Raw genomic sequence first — 18,869 nt, forward strand, 5'->3', positions numbered from 1 at the left:
TCTTAAAAATATTCACCTTGATTGTTCAACTCAAGTCTATCCATCTCTATATATTTAGTTAAATAATAATCTTGGTATCTTTGATCATGAATAAAATGCGCACCTACAGAAAAAGATTGTTCAGAAATATGTCTACTAAGTTCATCTATATCACCAAATAAAACCTCAATATATCTACCAAAACAATCTGAACGTCCTCTATATTTAGTATCACCCTCAAGTTTCGGATAATTAAATTCCTCGATAATTGCAATATAACTTATTATATTTATAATTTCTTGCAAGGAAAATTTTCCAACATCATTCAATGAATCTAATACACTTCTTAACTCTTTAATACCATTATCAATTTCTTCTGATGATAGATATCTGTCATTATATAATGGATTATTAATTCTAATTAGTTGGTTTTCAATTAATAAATAATCTGAAATTGTAGATTCTATTGTTGTTAATGGCCTTTGTGAGATTGACCTCAAGACAATATATACTATATTCTTTATTAGTTTTACAGGAATTTTTTCAATATGACATTTTTCTATTATTTCCTTACAGATTGTTATAAAACTTACATCTTCTTCCTTAAATCTTACTAAACAATCGTAAGAATTTCTCTTTAATCGTTTTTTAGTCTTCTCGTTTGTTGCCTTATATCCATAAAATATCAAAGTTATATCTTGAGGTGTTATAAGGATTCTAGATTTAGCTTCTTCTCCCTCTTTAATTGACGCGGAAAAACCAGAATGTTCTAAACAGTTAATAAGTTCAAGGCCAAATTCTTTATAAGTCGCATACTCACCTAACTCTAACACTTCTCTATACCTCCAACCTCTTCTTTGCAATTTGCAAATATTCTTTTTCAGCATCGATACCTATAAATCTTCTACCTAATCGCTTCGCAACAACACCCGTAGTGCCACTACCAACAAATGGATCTAGAATATAGTCACCCTCTTTAGTAGAGGCCAAAATTATACGTTCCAATAAATATTCTGGTTTTTGTGTTGGATGCTTGCCAGCCCATTTCTCAGCTTTTTTCGTCAAAGCACCTGTCCAAACATCTTTCATTTGCTTACCATTATTTAGCTCTTTCATCAAATCGTAATTGTAATAGTGACGAGCTTTTTTATCATTTTTTCTTGCCCATAAAATAGTTTCAGTAGAATGAGTGAAATAACGACAGGATAAATTAGGTGCAGGGTTTGTTTTCTGCCAAGTAATGTTATTTAGAATTTTAAAACCTTCTTGCTCTAATGCCATTCCAACTGAGTAAATATTATGTAAACTCCCCGAAATCCAAATAGTCCCATTAGGCTTCAAAACTTCTTTTGCTAAACGAATCCATTTACGATTGAATTCGTGCTTTTCCTCAAAGGAAGAAATCTTATCCCAGTCACCTTTATCTACAGATACAACCTGTCCCCCAGAATTTGATATGCCACCGTTACTCAAAAAATATGGAGGATCAGCAAAGATCATGTCCATGCTTTCTGGTTTCATTTTCGATAATAACTTAAACGTATCTGCATGAACAAGAATCATTTTATCTTTATTATAGTATGGTTTTGTCATTAAAACACCTCCATACTTATATTCGTTATTTTTCATAATTTGTGACTATAATTTCAGAAATTTTTCCTCGACTCGAAGATTTTGCTCCATTAGTTCGGGTAGCCTCAACATAATGGATATTAAAACCTCGATACAACTCCTCTACCAAAAAACTAGAGGAGTTTGACAACATAACATAAGCCCCTGCATCACTCAATTTCTTAAAGGTATCTCTTAATCTTACTTGATCATCATATGAAAACCCCTCATGAGTGTAAGAAGTAAAGGCACTTGTCTCTGACAATGGAATATACGGGGGATCAAAATATACAAAATCCCCTGGTTGAACATCCAAAACAGCCTTTTCAAAATCTCCTTTTTTAATTTCTATTTGATTATTATTCAGATAAGTTGAAATAGCAGATACCAAATTCTCATCAACAATTTTAGGATTTTTATAACGACCATAAGGTACATTAAACTGATTCTTAGAATTCACACGATATAAACCATTAAAGTCTACTCTCAACATATAGAGAATACGTGCTGCCCTTTGTACTTCAGACATCATATCTATTCTTTCATCACGATCAGCAGAACGTAAATCTAAATAATATTCTTTTGAATTATGTTCCTGATGAACTTTCAAAATTTCAATCAATTCTTGAGGATTGTCCTTAATTTGTTGATAGCAATTTATTAGTTCAGCGTTAAAATCATTAATAACTGCATCTTTAGGAGCTAAATCAAAAAATAAAGCTCCACCTCCAACAAAAGGTTCGAAATACCTGTTATAGTTTTTAGGCATTAATTCTCTAATAACAGGCAATAATTGTCTTTTACCACCTGTCCATTTCGTGAACGGTTGTAAAGTAATTTCCTTTATTTCTTTTATCTTCATGCTTTTAATTATACCATAGAAATTAAAACACAACTCTTGTATTTTCTACCACATTACTAAATTTTCTATTTTAGAATTAAATCATATCAATATCAAAAAATGAGTAAGGCAAATTTTATAAATTCCAAAATTCACCTCACTCTATTAAATTACTCTTTATATCCTTACCTGTCTTTCTTCTGACCGTTGTCCTGTGACAAACATGGTAAAGGTTGCCTTGCAAACATTTCTGCCCTCTTGATTGGTGATATCGACATCTACTACACAGGTTGTGCGACCTTGATGGACACATTCTCCTTTAATGGTCAGCACATCGTCGAGTTTTCCTGCCTTAAGGTAGTTGATAGAGGACTGGAGTGTTACTCCGTCTAGTCCTAGCGAGATGACCACCAAACCACTAATCTGGTCGCAAAGGGTAAAGAGATAGCCACCATGGGCATTGCCATAGTAGTTGAGCGACGAGTCCACTACTTTGGTCGTCACCACAACGTGACCATCTCTCATTTTTTCAATTTCGTAATTTTCAAAGGCAGATATAGCGTCAAAATGAAAATCTTTCATCGTTTCCTCCTGATATTTCAAACGACACTATGATACTACTTTTTATAGAACTGTGCAAGGAGAAAGCTCCTAGCCTGGCAAAATACCAACCTGCTCCACAAAGCGCATAAAGGCTGCCTGTCCTTGTTCCGTCTGCTTGTAGACTCCTGCATCCTCAAGTACACGCGCAAAGATAGCACCCACAGAGTCCTTGACGATTGCAAGGGCTTTTTCTTTATCCGTTAGTTCTGGATGGTTGTCTTTGAGTTGGTCTGCCCATTCCTGATGATAAGCGGCAACTGTATCAGCTTCTCCGACAAGATAGCTAGCGACTTGCTCCACTTCTTCTTTTAGACGTGGTGGCAAAATTGCCAAGCCCATGACCTCAATCAAGCCGATATTTTCCTTCTTGATATGTTGGACATCCTTGTGGGGATGATAGATGCCATCAGGATGTTCTGCAGAAGTCTGATTGTCCCGCAAGACTAAGTCCAACTCAAACTGTCCATCACGCTTACGGGCAATTGGGGTGATGGTGTGATGTGGTGTCCCGTCTGTCTCCGCCAAAATCTGTACTGCAGAATCTGAATACTTACGCCATTCCTGCAAAATCTTGTCAGCCAAGTTGATCAAATCTTCTTTGGAATCCGAAGTCAAACGCAACACTGACATGGGCCACTTGACAATCCCAGCCTTGACCTGCTCAAAACCAGTAAAAGAGAAAGTCTTTTGCAAGGGAGCCAATTCCATAGGAAATACGTGACGGCCTCCCTGATAGTGATCATGAGTCAGAATAGAGCCACCCACAATCGGCAGGTCGGCATTAGAGCCTGCAAAATACCCTGGAAACTGCTCTACGATAGTCAGCAGACGTTCAAAGCTCTGACGACTAATGGCCATGGGACGATGCTGGCCATCTAAGAAAATACAATGCTCATTAAAGTAAGCATAGGGCGAATACTGGAAGCCCCACTCCTGACCAGCCATTTCAAAACGGATAATACGGTGGTTGCTGCGAGCTGGGTGGTTGACCCTACCATGGTAGCCCTCATTCTCTAGACAAAGCTGACACTGAGGATAATTACTAGCTTGCACCAACTTGGCTGCCGCAATCTCTTTGGGATCCTTTTCAGGCTTAGAGAGGTTGATGGTAATTTCAAGTTCACCGTAATCAGATGGAACACGATAAGCAATATTTTTAGCAATGGCCTTGAGTTTGATGTAGTCATTTTTCTGACTGAGTTGATAAAAATCCTCTATCGCTTGCTCAGGAGAGTGGGCATAGGTTGCCCAAAAGTCACGATTAACCTGACTCGGACAAGGAGTCACCAAGTCCATCAATTCAGCACCAAGGATTTCACGCGCAGTCTGACTATCTTTAATCGTTTCTAATCGAACGGCTTCCTCAACCAGCTGGTCCTTGAGGTCAATCAATTGATCCAGATTGGTCTCAACTTCCAAAACACCGTCTCCCACTCGTGCCAAAACACGATTGATCAGGTAGATTCGATCCATTTCCTCAAATGAACTTTCAGAAATGACATGTGTTGCAAATTTATCTACTAAGGTCACTATAGAGCCTCCTTTTGACTAGTCAAGGACGCGAGTGCCACCTGCAACTTCAGCGATATAGAAGCTTGGAGCGTATCCAACTACTTCCTCGTAGTGTTTGCCTACAGCTCCCTTAAAGGACTCAACAGTATCTTTTTGAACCAAGGCAATGGCACAGCCACCAAAACCAGCACCTGTCATTCGAGCACCGAGAACACCTTCTTGATCCCAAGCTGTGTGAACCAAGGTATCCAATTCCAAACCAGTTACTTCATAGTCATGCTCCAGAGAAACGTGAGATGCATTCATCAAGCGACCAAATGTTTCCAAATCACCTGCTTGGAGGACTGCTTGAGCTTTAAGGGTACGTTGGTTTTCAAGCACAGCATGACGAGCACGTTTCAAACGATTTTCATCTTTAATCAGATAGCTGTATTGGTCAAAAGCCCACTCGTCCAATTCACCCAAGGTCTGAATATCCAAGGCAGCTTGCAACTCTTCCACTGCTTTTTCACACTCAGCACGGCGTTCATTGTATTTAGAGTCCGCCAATTCACGGCGTTTGTTGGTGTTCATGATAACAACGACATTGTCCTTCAAATCAAGTGGCACCAAGTCGTATTCTAGAGTATTAGTATCTAGGTAAATAGCACGTTGGTCAGCCCCCATACCGATAGCAAACTGATCCATGATACCAGAATTTACGCCGATAAAGTTGTTTTCTGTTTGTTTACCGATTTTAACCAAATCGAGACGCTCTAATTTTAAATCAAAGAGATGCTCTGCCACGACTCCTGTCAAGAGTTCCAATGATGCTGAAGAAGACAAACCAGCACCATTTGGGATATTCCCATAAACATAAAAATCAAAACCTTTGTCAATCACATGGCCAGCTTCTTGCAAGAAATGAAGAACTCCTTTTGGATAATTGGTCCAATTGTGCTCTTTTTCAAACTTGAGGTCAGCGAGAGGCACTTCGATAATGCCCTTGTCCTCAAAATTAGCTGAGTAGAAACGCAAGACTTGGTCGTCACGCTTGCGAGCTGCCCCATAAGTTCCCAAGGAAATAGCTGCTGGGAAAACATGTCCACCGTTGTAGTCCGTGTGTTCACCAATCAAATTGATACGACCTGGTGAAAAGAAGGTTTGGTCTGCTTCTTGACCAAAAACAGCAAGAAAGTCTTTACGAAGTGCTTCAGCAGTAAGATGTTGTGTCATATGATTTCTCCTTTGACTGTCCGTTAAGTCACCTTAACGTGTAATCGTTTTCTTCTATTGTATCCAAGGGATTTCCCAAGGTCAATCCTTTTTACTAAAATTTTACTAAACTATCGGTAAAAAGCAGAAAAATATGATATACTAACTTAAAAGAAGGAGGAGTTATGGCTACCTTAAAAGACATTGCACAGCTAGCCTCTGTCTCTATCGCGACCGTATCCCGCGTCCTCAATCGCGACCAGAGCCTATCTGTTACAGAAGAAACCAGACACCGTATTTTAACCGTTGCTGAAGAGCTGGGCTACACCAAGCACCTCAAGACAGGCGAGTCACACAAGCCTAAGCAAAAGATTGCCATTATCCAATGGGTCAGTGAACAAGGGGAGCTGGACGACCTCTACTACTACCAGATTCGCCTAGGCATAGAAAAAAGAGCCCAAGAACTGGACTATGATATCTTGCGCTATTTTAATGACCATCCTTTTACACTAAGCGAGGAGGTGATTGGAATTCTCTGCATCGGAAAATTTAGTCGAGCTCAGATTACCGCCTTCGAAGAATACCAAAAGCCTCTTGTCTTTCTAGACAGCGATACACTTTCACTAGGACATACTTGTATTATCACGGATTTTTACACTGCCATGAAACAAATTGTCGATTATTTCTTCAATCAAGGGATGGACCGTATCGGGATTCTAACAGGTCTTGAGGAGACAACAGACCAAGAAGAAATCATTCAGGATAAACGTCTGGAAAATTTTAAGAACTACAGTCAAACAAAAGGAATCTATCATGATGAACTGGTCTTTCAAGGAAGCTTTACTGCCCAGTCTGGCTATGACTTAATGAAAGAGGCCATTCAGAGCTTAGGAGACCAACTGCCACCAGCATTTTTTGCTGCCAGTGATAGTTTAGCCATCGGTGCCCTCCGTGCCCTCCAAGAAGCTGGAATCAGCCTACCAGACCGAGTCAGCCTTATTTCCTTTAATGACACCAGCCTGACCAAGCAAGTCTATCCTCCCCTCTCCAGCATCACCGTATATACCGAAGAAATGGGCCGAGCAGGGATGGATATTCTTAACAAGGAAGTACTCCACGGTCGCAAAATACCTAGCCTGACTATGCTGGGAACCAGACTGACTTTAAGAGAAAGTACAAGGAATGATTAAGATATTAGAATCTAGGCAAAAACTAAATTTCAAGATAAAATGAAGTAAATGTCCCCACAATAAAACGCATAGTATCAAGTTTTTTTAATGCCTGACACTATGCGCTTTTCACTTTTAAAGACTTTTCCCCAGCCTCTTTTCTAGTGTTGATGCCCATGGGGTTGCTCTAAGGCTGTTACCCTCCGCTTATGTTGCGCATGATTGCTTTGGCTGGTATCCACTTCGATTGTAATATTCTGCACACCTCTTTCTTCTAAGAGCTGACGCACTTGATTCTTTGTTTCCGTCATCTGCTCCCAATCTTCTAAACAGAGATGGATAATGGCATTATTTTCCAGACCATCCATGGACCAAATACTAAGTTGATTGACACTTTTGACATTGGTCAGAGCATCCAAATCCTTCTCCAAATCACCAGTCTCTACTCCTTCCGGCACAGCGTCCAAGAAAATCTTGAGTGTAGACCAAAAACGTGGAATGGCTTTTGTTAGAATGAAGATGGAAATGACAAGAGATAAGAGCGGATCAAGAATATACCAATCTGTAAATCGGAGGATAATCGCCATTAGAATGACAGCCAACCAACCAAGAGTATCTTCAAAAAAGTGCAGGCTGAGAATTGACTCGTTCTTTGTCTTTCCCTTGCGAACTACTAGACTAGCTAGCACATTAATACTGACTGCAATGATCCCTAGCCAGAGGATACCTTCATCATTAACGGGCTGTGGATTAAAAAGTTTAGTTATATTTTCCAAAATCACTAGGATGGATCCTGTGATAAGAATCACAGCAGTCACAAGTGCCCCTAAAAGACTAAATCGCTTGTAACCCAAGGTGTACTGCCTATCTTCTTCTCTATTTGAGATTGTTTCTAAAAAGGCCGATATGCCAATAGCTATAGCATCTCCCAAGTCATGGACAGAATCAGCAAGAACAGCACTCGAACCAAAGATGCCTCCTGCGATAAACTCAACAATAGCATAGCTTAAATTTAAGAAAAAAGCTACCCAAACAGTATATTTTGCCTTCATCTTTCTCATTCCTTTGTTATAATAGATTTATGAACACCTTGTTCATTATTATTATCTACTAAAACTCAAAGAAAGGATAGAAGCAAAATGTCAGCTTTATTCAGTTCTGAACAATTTGCCTCAAATGTCCATATGACTAATATTGACCGCCGTATCAGCAAAACAAAAAAAGCCATCTATCAAGCTTTTCTACAACTTTTGAACGAGAAGGGCTACGAATCCACTACAGTTCAGGATATCATTGATCTCGCAGATGTGGGACGATCCACCTTTTACTGTCACTATGAGAGCAAGGAACTACTTCTGGACGAGCTTTGCCGCTACCTCTTCCATCACCTCTTTGAAAGAGAGGAGTCCATTTCAACCGAGGATTATCTCGCCCACCTCTTTCTGCATTTTCAGAAAAATCAAGACCATATCACCAGTCTGCTATTTTCCAAAAATGACTACTTCCTCCGTCAACTCCATAAAGAGCTAGAACACCATGTCTATTCCCTGATGGCTAATGATTTAAAAGAAGCTCACCCTAATCTACCTACTTCTTACCTCCAACACTTAGTCGTGTCCAACTTTGTCGAGACATTGACCTGGTGGCTCAAAAAAGGACAAGACTTTACAGACCAGGAAGTTGTCCAATTTTATCTAGACCTTCTCATTCCTAAAAATTGAATAGCAAATAGAGCTCAGTTGCCTTATTTCTTGGTTACTGAGTTTTTTATCTTTTCAACAACAAAAGAGGACCCGCCGATCCTCTTTTTCATAATATAAAATCCTTGATTATCAACTCTGTCTGTTTTATCCCAAAACTTAAAACAGTACTTTCAAACATCTATTCTTAGTTAGGTAAATCCGTATTCTGCTTAGCAGCCTTGCTCCATTGATACCAACCAACTATACTGTTAATGAGATAAATCAAGTATTTCCCTTGGATTTGCAGGCTTTCTCCCCACCAGAGATAGATTGAAAAGACATTAGTTGCTGCCCAGAATATCCATTGTTCACGGTAAACAGCTGTCATGAGGATTTGGCCTACACCATTGAATGAGAACAGCGTAAGTTGGGAGACGAAGTTCGAATAGTGATGGGACAGTCTCCTAATTCAGAAAATTATACTGATGATCCTAATGGGCGCTAAAAATGCGAAGACCTATGAAGACCTATTTTGTATTAGTCAAACAAAAAATCCAAAAGAAATGGTATATGATTATGACCATGAAACAAAGTAAAATCAAACCGAGTGATCTGAGGAAGCACCCGATGATCATGAAACGTTATTAAACACAAAAGTCACCCATGTGAGTTCTTGCCAGAAGCTGAAGTTAATCCTTCAACCTGGAAAACCCGCAGAGGTGACTTTTTCTATACATCTCGATTTTTCTGGCAATAATCATTAACCGATAAATATGTCTGTGAATCACCCAGCGACTCCGCTATGTCCATAATCCGCGGTGGTAGTAATCCCACTCGCTGGACAAGTTCGTGATTGCTGAACAATTCCCGTGGACTGCCGGCGAAGCCAAACTTCCCGTGTTCCATAACATACACCGACTCAAACTCGGCGGCGACCCAATCCATGTCATGGGTGATGGTCACAACTTGGTGGCCCGAATCAGCCAACTGATGGAAAATTGCGGTCAACTTGCGCCGGCTTTCCCAATCAAGCGACATCATCGGCTCATCAAATAAATAAATCGCCGGATCCACTGCCAAAACTGTGGCAACGCTCAACAGCTTGCGTTCCGACAATGACAGGTCATATGGACTTTCAGCTGTTTTATCATCCAAGCCAACTCTTTTTAGAGCCGCTAAAGCCCGCCTCGTAATCGTGTCGTGGTCATCCATGACCTGTGCGACATTCCACTCCACCTCTCGTTGAACGGTCGGGTTGAAAAGCTGATCGTCAGGATTCTGAAAAGTAATCCCGACCTTCAGTAACTTTTCGACTGGTTTAAGATCATTAAAATTTTCTCCATCGATCTTAATCACACCGGTTTGTGGTGTCAGCAAGCCCGTCAACAATTTGAAGAGCGTTGATTTGCCGGCACCATTTTGGCCGACAATCGCCACCATCGGATCGGCGAAGTGTTTGTCTTCAACATCCAAGCTAAAGGACCGTTCCGGATAAGTGAACGTCAGGTGGCTCAGTTCAATTGTGGACATAACGAACCTCCTTCAGATCAGCGTAATTCACCGGATACCGGCCATCAGCCAAGTGCCAATCCATTTTTTGAGCAAGTTGCTGGATTGTCGGGGCTGGAATCTGCCAGTCAGCTGCCAAATGATTAAACACCTCACCCGGCCTGCCCTGGGCTACCATTTGACCCTCGTGCAGCACCCACACAACGTCGGCGACTTCGCACAAATCGTCAATTTCACTGGTGACAATGAAGACAGTCGTCTCTTTGACTTGGGCCAGCCATTGGAAAAATTGCCGTCGGCCGAGGGGATCCATCTGACTGGTCGGATCATCCATAATCAAAACAGCCGGATTAGCCACAATCGCCGTGGCAATTGCCAACCGCTGGATCTGACCACCGGAAAGGCTCTCGGGGCGCAAATTCAGCTGTTCAATCAGCCCCATTTGCGTGGCAACTTCTTCAACCCGTTTTTGAATCAGTCCTTCAGCCATTCCCTGATTAATCAAGTCAAAGGCGATTTCATCGGCAACCGTGTCTGCCAACCCGCTTAGTTGGCCAGCTGGATTTTGCAGTACAACTCCATTCATGGCATTATAAACGGGCCAATTGTCGGACACTCGCTGGCCAAACATGTGCCAGTCGCCCTCAATCTCAGCAGACACAATTTTGGGAATGACCCCTGCCAGCACACGGCACAAAGTCGATTTGCCAGAGTGGCTATTCCCGATAATCCCAACCACCTGGCCGGTATGAACCTCCGCGTTAATCTGACGCAGTTGTGGTTGCTCAGTACCCGGATAACGGGTGGTCAAATTTTCAATTACAATCCGTTTATCTTCGTCCATATCTTCCACCCAATCAATAAAATTGCCAATCCAGTCAGACCAATGTGCAGCGTCCGCGACAGGCGATACACGCGCTGGGAGGTTCTGACAGTCCGGTTGAGATTATCAAAACCTCTCAGTTGGAGAGAAATCGACCGCGTCATCGATTGATCCAAGGTCTTAATCACCAATGGAATCAGAACCGGCAGGACTGACTTTAATTTCTGAATCAACGTTTTTTGCGGATTGGTTCCGCGAACTTTTTGTGCCTGCTGGATTTTCCGCATATTGCGCATCATTTCCGGCAAAATATAACACACCGACATCAGAACGTAGACGGTTTTATAAGACAATCCGGACAGTTCCAAATAGGCCGCGTTTTCTGAAATACTCGTGGTCACCATAAAAAAGCCACTGGACAAAATAATCACCAATACTCGACAACCCAGAGTGGTGGCGTAAATCAGGCCTTCTTTGTAGAACGACACCCCAAGCACAGAAAACAGCACAGTTTGATTCCGACTGTAAAATAACCCTTGGATGATCAGCATAGTGCAAATCAGAAACAGGCTGAATCCCAGCGCCTTAAAAGTGGTAGAACTCAATTTGGAAAATAACAATAGCAGTGTTGCGACAAGAATTAATCCGGCCTGAAGCAATAAATTCATACTGGCAAAGCTCAACAACGTCATGTCCAAGATGAACAAGAGCTTAGTAATCGGATCGATCACCTGGTGCCACTTGAGCTTGACCCGTGGCGCTCCAGAAATCAATGTTTTATCAGTCATCATTTATCATCGCTAAAGAAGTGCACCATCCGCTTCGGCAGCTGACGATAGATGAAGAATGCCAGGTAGGCCACGCAGACTTTATCCAAAATATCCAAGACAAACTCATCGGTAAATGAGGCCAGCCACACTGGTGCATGATTGGCGACCATTACCGCAAACAATGAGTCACCCCAAGCGATACCGGTCTGACCACCCCAAAAGATGACGTTGAGTGGCGTTGAAATGACAGCTGAAACGATGGCAATAATAATAGCAGAAACAAATACTCGTCGCGCTGACGAGAACCACCCATTGGCGTGCAAAACTCCGACAGCAATCCCAATTCCGATGCTGGTAATCGCATACACGGTTGAAATTGGCGATAAGGTCAGCCCATAGATCACGTTGTTGATGAAACCACTAATGGCACCGGCAACCGGCCCAGCCAACATGCTGGTAAGAAAGGTTCCCAAAGACCCCAGCCAAACGGGCAACTTTAACCCCTCCGCCAAGGCTTTGGCAACATAGTTAATCCCCACGGCAGCGGGAATCAAAGTCATGGTGGCAGCACTTAACTTAAATTTCCACATACTGGTACGATGAATCGGTTCTGTTTTCATAATCTTCTCCTTTTGTTTTTAAAGAGCCGTGTCTGGATAGACTTTCGGACGCAACGCTCTATTATATATCTACTGAACTGTCTATACACAAGATTTCCATCCTTAGTCGACATGAGCTGGAAATCTTTATTTGTTAAGTAGTTCACAACACATTATACACCTATTTTGTGAATAGTCAAGTGTATTTACAGTAAAATTTTAGAAAATCCTAAAAATTTCCTCTTATTTTCCATTTAAAAATGAAAATCATTAATTCTGACACCAAAAAAGCCCAGACAACATTGTCTGAGCAGTTTTCTATATGGTCGTTTAACAAAGTTGAGTTTGACATTTTCAAACTATTTCTTCAACAAACCTTGTTCTTGTAGAAACTCCTTGGCTACTTGTTCTGCTGACTTGCCTTCAACACCGACTTGGTAGTTGAGCTGGCTCATCTGGCTTTCAGTAATTTTACCAGCCAATTTATTGAGAACCGTTTCCAACTCTGGATGTTTCTTGAGGAGAGCTTCTTTCATTAGTGGAGCCCCTTGATAAGGTGGGAAGAGTTGCTTGTCATCTTCCAAGACCTGCAAATCATAACGTGCCAACTCTGCATCGGTTGAATAGGCATCCGTAATTTGAATATCACCTGACTGAATTGCCTGATAGCGAAGGGCTGGTTCCATAGTCGCCACATTGAGATTGAGGCCATACATTGACTGCAAGCCCTTATTTCCATCTTCACGGTCATTAAACTCAAGTGTAAAACCTGCCTTCAACTGACCTTCCACTTTTTTCAAGTCCGAAATGGTCTTCAAGCCATATTCTTGAGCAATCTTTTTCGGAACAGCTACAGCATAGGTATTTTGATAAGACATGGGTTTGAGATAGGCTAGATGATCCTGTTTGGCAATACCATCACGCGCCACCTGATAAACCTGCTCTGGCTCATGACCCACTTTCGGTGATGGTTGTAGCAAACTTTCAGTCACCGTTCCTGTAAATTCAGGATAGATGTCAATATCGCCTTTTTTCAAAGCTTCATAAAGAAAGCTTGTTTTCCCAAAATTTGGTTTAACAGTCGCAGTCATACTGGTATTTTCTTCAATTAGCAACTTATACATATTGGCCAAAATTTCTGGTTCTGGACCCAATTTCCCAGCAATAACCAAGTTTTCTTTCTCTTTTTGGGCCAAAAGAGCTGGACTATAAGACAAACCAAGCAATATAGTCACCAAGGCAAAACCAGAGAAAATCGTCCGCAATTTTGCTTTTTCCATCACTTTTAGTAGGAAGTTAAAGGCAATAGCCAGCACTGCTGAAGAAAGTGCCCCAATCAAAATCAGACTGGCATTATTACGGTCAATTCCCAAAAGGATAAAGGAACCCAGTCCCCCTGCCCCAATCAAGGCAGCCAAGGTTGCCGTACCGATAATCAAGACCGCTGCCGTCCGAATTCCAGACATCATAACAGGCATAGCAAGTGGAATTTCAAACTTCTTGAGTCGCTCCCACCTAGTCATTCCAAAGGCAATCCCAGCCTCTTGCAGACTCGGATCAATTCCCTTTAGTCCAGTGATGGTATTTTGTAAAATCGGAAAGATCGCATAGATCACTAGAGCTGTCAAGGCCGGCAAGGTTCCAATTCCCATCAAAGGAATAAAGAGCCCCAACAAGGCCAGAGACGGGATGGTCTGGAAAATCCCTGCAATCTGTAAGACCCAATCCGCCAACTTCTCATGATAGCGAAGATAAACAGCCAAGGGAATCGCAAGCAAAATAGCTAGTAACAAGGTCAAAAGTGACAACTGCAAATGTTGAGATAGGGCTGTCAACCAATCACTAAAACGATCCTGAAAAGTTGCAATTAAATTAGTCATGAACACTACCTCCAAACAAGTCTGCTACAAAGTCTGTTGCAGGAGCTTTTAAAATGGTCTCGGGATTCGCCACCTGACGAATCTCTCCATCCTGCAAGACAGCAATACGGTCCGCCAATTTCAAAGCTTCATCCGTATCATGGGTCACAAAAATCGTTGTCATCCCAAACTCTTTATGCAATTCTTTAGTCAGAACCTGCAACTGTTTTTTTGAAATAGCATCCAAGGCTGAAAAAGGCTCATCCATGAGGAGAATCTTAGGCTGACCAATCATAGCCCGTACAATTCCAACACGCTGTTGCTCCCCACCAGATAGTTCACTAGGTAAGCGATGTCCATACTCAGCTACTGGCAAGCCAACCTTAGCCAAAAGCTCTTCAGTTTTCTTAGCAATTTCTTCCTTAGTCCAGCCCTTCATCTCAGGAATCAGGGCAATATTTTCCGCGACCGTTAGATTAGGAAATAGGGCAATAGCCTGTAAAACATAACCAGTAGAAAGACGAAGATCCCGCTCGTCATAGTCTTTGATGCGCTTGCCATCCATATAAATATTTCCATCAGTCGGTTCCAAGAGACGGTTAATCATCTTAATCATGGTCGTCTTACCTGAACCAGAAGGCCCAACTAAAACCATAAACTCCCCATTCTCAATCTGTAAATTGACATCTCTCAAGACATCTTTTTCTGTATAGCGTAGCGCTACATTTTTGTATTCAATCATGTTCTTCCTCTTTTAAAACTTATCTCTATTGGTCAAGGCTTCTATCTTAGGCAAAACTTCCATATTATCCCAATACTCCAAAATTTTCCCGCTTTCTAGACGGAAGATATCGTACTGGGCACAGGCATCACCATCAATTTGAGTCTGACCAGAGCTAACCACATAGTTTCCTTATCCTAAGAGTTGGAAAACAAAGTAAAAAGTGACCTTTGCTTATAAACAGCTAATTTGATCTATCTTAACCCTCATTTTCCTCCTCTTTCAGATTAGCCAAAATTCTTTCTTGAAAACCTTCAAACTGACGAATTTCTTCCTCTGAAAATCCTTTGTAAAAGATAGTATCCAATTTCTGACTGACACGATGCCCCACTTCTTTCTGAGACTGCCCCAACTCTGTTAAAACCAAATACTTCTTACGCTTATCTTCTCCACATGGACTAATAGTTACAAGATTTTGTTCCTCAAGCTTTTTTATCATAGTCGTCAGAGTATTATTAGTAAGTCCAGTCGCCAAAGCAATATCTGTCGCAGTTGCACAGCCAGTTTCACTATTCCATAAAACCGCTAAAATCTTGCCCTGTTCACTCCGATAAAGAGCTTCAGGATCTTGGCTCAGTAACTTTTGAAAAATCCGCCCATTCAACAAACGAATATGATGGGCTACCAAATGACTATCTTTCATGACACCTCCAATTTATTTCTATATCGAAAAGAATAAAGTAATTGTAACACTCGTCATTCCATCTGTCAACTATTTCGATTTAGAAATAATTTTTCCCAGTAAAAAAATCTCCTACACAAGGTAGAAGAATTTTAATTTTATAAAACTTAATCCGTCATGTCCGATACCAACGTTCGATGCTCCAACGGAATACTGCACATAACTAGCAAGAAAATGAAACCTGACTGAATCCAGAAGAGGGCCAAGTCAAAGATTCCATGCACAGCAACCACTGTAAGGAAAGATAGATAAAGACCGATAATCGGACGTTTCCCCGACTCCTGACTCATATCCATCATCAAGCGAACAGGAGACACAGAAGACAAAACTAATAAAATGGTCCCCACAATTCCGTAACTCAGAATCGTATCAATATAAAGGCTGTGAGCATGTTCATGATAAGGAGCATTTATCCGAGGATACGAATGCATATAGGTCAATGGCCCCTCACCCCAAAAAGGATTTTGCTTAAACAAGGCCATCCCAGCATCCCAGATAGAAATTCGTTCTTCCATAGAAGAGTCTAAAGTCCCCATCCGAACTCCCAAATCACTAGAAAAGAGAAAGCTCAAGCCAATCGCAAAGACCCCAATACTAAGCCAAAAGGCCTTCCAGTTTTTAATGGTCGTAAAGAGATAAATAATGGCTCCAGCGATAATAGCAGGAAAGGCAGTTCGATTTTGCGTAAAGTTCAATCCAAAGAGATTCACAAAGCCTGCAATCACACAGAATACTTTCAACCAATTCAACTTGGTCGTTGTAAACAAATAGAAGGCAATCATGATACAGAAACAACAAATAATTCCATAATAATTAGGATTAAAGAAGGTCACTTCTGCACGATTCTGATGCCACACCTGCATATTGGGTGAAAGAAAAGCATAGTTGAATTTCTTCACAATTTGGAAATGTTCTAAACTCGCAAAAGCAGCTGACAAGACGCTACCAAACAAGACGAGCTGCAAAATCAATCGAAAGAATTTATGTGATAAAATCGACTGATAGTGCAAAAAGAAAACAGTAAATAGAAAAATTCCTACTGAAGCTACGACTCCCATCCAATTTTGTGCAAAAATGGATATTACAGTACTATAGCCCAGAAAAAGAAGCAGCATCGGATGCTCACCCATTTTCTGAAGAATACTTTTCATGTCTCCTGTAAAAATTAAACTGATAATATATAAACAGAATACAACTACAAAAAGATAAAAGGGTAAAAAGATACTCAGGATAATTCCCAATAAAGTCAGCTCTTTACTAGACAACCCTTTCAGCTTTTCAATAAAGCCTATTGATTTCAAAATGAATCCTTTCTCTCCAAATCAGCTGATTCAGATAATAGTAAGCTATCCTATATTGTACCACTTTTTTAGCAATTTGAAAACAAAGGAAACGTTTACTAGGTAAAAAAGGGAGCAAAAATAATGATATTTCAAAACTCAAACTTAATGACTACATTTACTCTAAGAAAATCATACCGTAAAGACTAGGTATATGTTAAAATAGTAGTAATATAATAAGGTTTTGACCAATTATCCAAACTATATTTAAATCATTTACAATTCCTAAAGAAAGGAAACACTATGAAATCTTACCAAGTCGTCTACCAAATTCTAGCTAAAGAAATCGACTATGTCAGCGGAGAAAAAATCGCAGAAGAACTATCACTAACCCGAACATCAATTTGGAAAGCCATCAAGCGTCTGGAACAAGAAGGCATTGAAATTGATAGTATCAAAAACAAAGGCTATAAACTGGTGAATGGAGACCTTATTCTTCCAGAACTTCTAGAAGCAAATCTTCCAATTAAAATCAGTTTTAAACCCGAAACAAGATCAACACAACTCGATGCAAAAGAAGCAATTGATTTAGGAAATGAAGCAAACACCCTCTATCTAGCTTCCTATCAAACAGCAGGGCGAGGCCGTTTTCAACGTTCTTTCTACTCACCCCAAGGTGGCATTTATATGACACTCCATCTTAAACCAAATCTTCCCTATGACCAATTACCATCCTACACACTACTTGTAGCTGGAGCTGTCTACAAAGCCATTAAGAACCTAACTTTAATAGATGTCGACATAAAATGGGTCAATGATATCTACCTAAACAATCATAAAATTGGAGGAATCCTTACTGAGGCAATGACGTCTGTAGAAACAGGCCTAGTCACAGATATCATTATTGGAGTAGGAATCAACTTTACTATTAAAGACTTCCCCCAGGAATTAAAAGAAAAAGCTGCTAGTCTATTTAAAGCACCAGCACCTATAACCAGAAATGAATTAATTATAGAGATATGGCGTGCTTTCTTCGAAACACCAGCAGAAGAGCTATTATACCTATATAAAAAACAGTCATTCGTCCTAGGAAAAGAAGTTACTTTTACACTAGATCAAAAAGACTACAAGGGACTTGCTAAGGACATCTCTGAAAGTGGTAAACTTTTAGTTCAATGTGATAACGGAAAAGAAATTTGGCTAAATAGCGGAGAAATTTCACTCAAGAGTTGGAAGTAATAATAAACTAGCACAACCATAAAATCGACAATATATAAAGATTTTAGCTTTTCTTCGACCCACTACAGTTGACAAAGAGCCCAAAAAAACTTCAGATAAGTAATCCAATTAAGTTTTACAAATCTGAAGTTTTTATTCTACTATTCTTAAAAATATAAAAAAAGAGGGTTATAAACCCTCATACAAACGGAGAATAAGGGATTCGAACCCTTGCGCCAGTTACCCGACCTAACGATTTAGCAAACCGTCCTCTTCAGCCTCTTGAGTAATTCTCCTATTAATGGGCACGAGTGGACTCGAACCACCGACCTCACGCTTATCAGGCGTGCGCTCTAACCACCTGAGCTACGCGCCCAAGTTAAAAACTTGGTAATGTAATTTGAACAAAGTTCAAAGCGGGTGACGAGAATCGAACTCGCGACAACAGCTTGGAAGGCTGTAGTTTTACCACTAAACTACACCCGCATACATACTATTAATAAAAATGGCGCGAGACGGAATCGAACCGCCGACACATGGAGCTTCAATCCATTGCTCTACCAACTGAGCTACCGAGCCTTATTGCGGGAGCAGGATTTGAACCTACGACCTTCGGGTTATGAGCCCGACGAGCTACCGAGCTGCTCCATCCCGCGTTAATACAAAAGGAGGATGTGGGATTCGAACCCACGCACGCTTTTACACGCCTGACGGTTTTCAAGACCGTTCCCTTCAGCCGGACTTGGGTAATCCTCCA

General features: G+C 40.8%; 18 protein-coding genes, 6 tRNA genes and 2 pseudogenes. 3 read left to right on the forward strand and 23 right to left on the reverse strand.

Annotation, left to right across the window (positions count from 1 at the left end; all coding sequences use genetic code 11):
* Positions 1-2: 2 nt before the first annotated feature.
* From N5909_RS06730 to N5909_RS06755, 6 genes are all read right to left on the reverse strand, one after another.
* Positions 3-812, reverse strand: coding sequence for a hypothetical protein (locus tag N5909_RS06730; protein WP_271631021.1), 810 nt, complete (start codon positions 810-812; stop codon positions 3-5).
* A gap of 4 nt (positions 813-816) precedes the next feature.
* On the reverse strand, positions 817-1,572 hold the full coding sequence (locus N5909_RS06735; protein ID WP_033682006.1) for a DNA-methyltransferase: 756 nt from the start codon (positions 1,570-1,572) through the stop codon (positions 817-819).
* Positions 1,573-1,597: 25 nt separating this feature from the next.
* Entirely contained in the window at positions 1,598-2,452 is an 855-nt protein-coding gene (locus N5909_RS06740; protein WP_033681436.1) for a DNA adenine methylase, read from the reverse strand.
* A 156-nt stretch (positions 2,453-2,608) separates the two neighbouring features.
* Entirely contained in the window at positions 2,609-3,013 is a 405-nt protein-coding gene (locus N5909_RS06745; protein ID WP_000651199.1) for a PaaI family thioesterase, read from the reverse strand.
* Between the two features lie 69 nt (positions 3,014-3,082).
* Positions 3,083-4,564, reverse strand: coding sequence for a UDP-glucose--hexose-1-phosphate uridylyltransferase (locus tag N5909_RS06750; RefSeq protein ID WP_261146822.1), 1,482 nt, complete (start codon positions 4,562-4,564; stop codon positions 3,083-3,085).
* Between the two features lie 18 nt (positions 4,565-4,582).
* Positions 4,583-5,761, reverse strand: a complete 1,179-nt coding sequence (locus N5909_RS06755) for a galactokinase (RefSeq protein ID WP_120718558.1) — start codon at positions 5,759-5,761, stop codon at positions 4,583-4,585.
* A gap of 164 nt (positions 5,762-5,925) precedes the next feature.
* On the opposite strand from N5909_RS06755, the gene galR reads away from it, so the two are divergent.
* Positions 5,926-6,930: a DNA-binding transcriptional regulator GalR gene (galR, locus tag N5909_RS06760; protein WP_020901630.1), complete on the forward strand. Its 1,005-nt coding sequence runs from the start codon at positions 5,926-5,928 to the stop codon at positions 6,928-6,930.
* A gap of 140 nt (positions 6,931-7,070) precedes the next feature.
* Here galR and N5909_RS06765 read toward each other — a convergent pair whose 3' ends face one another.
* Complete coding sequence (locus tag N5909_RS06765) at positions 7,071-7,961, reverse strand: cation diffusion facilitator family transporter (protein ID WP_020901629.1); 891 nt, start codon at positions 7,959-7,961, stop codon at positions 7,071-7,073.
* A gap of 132 nt (positions 7,962-8,093) precedes the next feature.
* Here N5909_RS06765 and N5909_RS06770 point away from each other — a divergent pair, with 132 nt between their 5' ends.
* Positions 8,094-8,630, forward strand: a complete 537-nt coding sequence (locus N5909_RS06770; protein WP_031237576.1) for a TetR/AcrR family transcriptional regulator — start codon at positions 8,094-8,096, stop codon at positions 8,628-8,630.
* 166 nt (positions 8,631-8,796) lie between these two features.
* Here N5909_RS06770 and pnuC read toward each other — a convergent pair.
* The 10 genes and pseudogenes from pnuC to N5909_RS06820 form a co-directional block, all read right to left on the reverse strand.
* Positions 8,797-9,000: pseudogene (gene pnuC, locus N5909_RS06775) on the reverse strand (nicotinamide riboside transporter PnuC); the annotation flags it as partial.
* Between the two features lie 320 nt (positions 9,001-9,320).
* Positions 9,321-10,121, reverse strand: coding sequence for an energy-coupling factor ABC transporter ATP-binding protein (locus N5909_RS06780; RefSeq protein WP_000103848.1), 801 nt, complete (start codon positions 10,119-10,121; stop codon positions 9,321-9,323).
* Positions 10,108-10,944 (reverse strand): ABC transporter ATP-binding protein, encoded by an 837-nt coding sequence (locus N5909_RS06785; RefSeq protein ID WP_271631022.1) that lies wholly within the window; start codon positions 10,942-10,944, stop codon positions 10,108-10,110. The genes N5909_RS06780 and N5909_RS06785 overlap by 14 nt, the downstream gene beginning before the upstream one ends.
* The gene (locus tag N5909_RS06790) at positions 10,920-11,711 is read right to left on the reverse strand and encodes an energy-coupling factor transporter transmembrane component T (protein ID WP_271631023.1); all 792 of its coding nucleotides are present in this window, start codon (positions 11,709-11,711) and stop codon (positions 10,920-10,922) included. Before N5909_RS06790 ends, N5909_RS06785 begins: the two co-directional genes overlap by 25 nt.
* A complete protein-coding gene (locus N5909_RS06795; protein ID WP_000846130.1) occupies positions 11,711-12,313 on the reverse strand; it encodes a hypothetical protein in 603 nt (200 codons plus the stop codon). The genes N5909_RS06790 and N5909_RS06795 overlap by 1 nt, the downstream gene beginning before the upstream one ends.
* A 338-nt stretch (positions 12,314-12,651) precedes the next feature.
* Complete coding sequence (locus N5909_RS06800; protein WP_033681427.1) at positions 12,652-14,172, reverse strand: ABC transporter permease/substrate-binding protein; 1,521 nt, start codon at positions 14,170-14,172, stop codon at positions 12,652-12,654.
* Positions 14,165-14,893 carry an ABC transporter ATP-binding protein gene (locus tag N5909_RS06805; protein ID WP_033681426.1) on the reverse strand — a complete coding sequence of 243 codons (729 nt, stop codon included), beginning with the start codon at positions 14,891-14,893 and terminating at the stop codon, positions 14,165-14,167. Before N5909_RS06805 ends, N5909_RS06800 begins: the two co-directional genes overlap by 8 nt.
* Before the next feature lie 12 nt (positions 14,894-14,905).
* A pseudogene (locus N5909_RS06810) lies at positions 14,906-15,100 on the reverse strand (polyketide cyclase); the annotation flags it as partial.
* Positions 15,101-15,131: 31 nt separating this feature from the next.
* The gene (locus N5909_RS06815; protein WP_033681425.1) at positions 15,132-15,575 is read right to left on the reverse strand and encodes a MarR family winged helix-turn-helix transcriptional regulator; all 444 of its coding nucleotides are present in this window, start codon (positions 15,573-15,575) and stop codon (positions 15,132-15,134) included.
* Between the two features lie 146 nt (positions 15,576-15,721).
* Complete coding sequence (locus N5909_RS06820) at positions 15,722-16,915, reverse strand: O-antigen ligase family protein (protein ID WP_033681424.1); 1,194 nt, start codon at positions 16,913-16,915, stop codon at positions 15,722-15,724.
* A 282-nt stretch (positions 16,916-17,197) separates the two neighbouring features.
* On the opposite strand from N5909_RS06820, the gene birA reads away from it, so the two are divergent.
* Positions 17,198-18,133, forward strand: a complete 936-nt coding sequence (gene birA / locus N5909_RS06825; protein WP_033681423.1) for a bifunctional biotin--[acetyl-CoA-carboxylase] ligase/biotin operon repressor BirA — start codon at positions 17,198-17,200, stop codon at positions 18,131-18,133.
* A gap of 187 nt (positions 18,134-18,320) precedes the next feature.
* Here birA and N5909_RS06830 read toward each other — a convergent pair.
* From N5909_RS06830 to N5909_RS06855, 6 genes are all read right to left on the reverse strand, one after another.
* Positions 18,321-18,408: transfer RNA gene (locus N5909_RS06830), tRNA-Ser, on the reverse strand.
* 6 nt (positions 18,409-18,414) lie between these two features.
* Positions 18,415-18,488 (reverse strand) — tRNA-Ile (locus tag N5909_RS06835).
* 39 nt (positions 18,489-18,527) lie between these two features.
* Positions 18,528-18,598, reverse strand: a tRNA-Gly gene (locus tag N5909_RS06840).
* Between the two features lie 20 nt (positions 18,599-18,618).
* Positions 18,619-18,691: transfer RNA gene (locus N5909_RS06845), tRNA-Phe, on the reverse strand.
* Positions 18,692-18,694: 3 nt separating this feature from the next.
* Positions 18,695-18,768: transfer RNA gene (locus N5909_RS06850), tRNA-Met, on the reverse strand.
* 10 nt (positions 18,769-18,778) lie between these two features.
* A tRNA-Ser gene (locus tag N5909_RS06855) sits at positions 18,779-18,868 on the reverse strand.
* Position 18,869: the final 1 nt, after the last annotated feature.

It is taken from the genome of Streptococcus gwangjuensis (assembly GCF_028156745.1).
In the GTDB taxonomy this organism is placed as follows: Bacteria; Bacillota; Bacilli; order Lactobacillales; family Streptococcaceae; genus Streptococcus; species Streptococcus gwangjuense_A.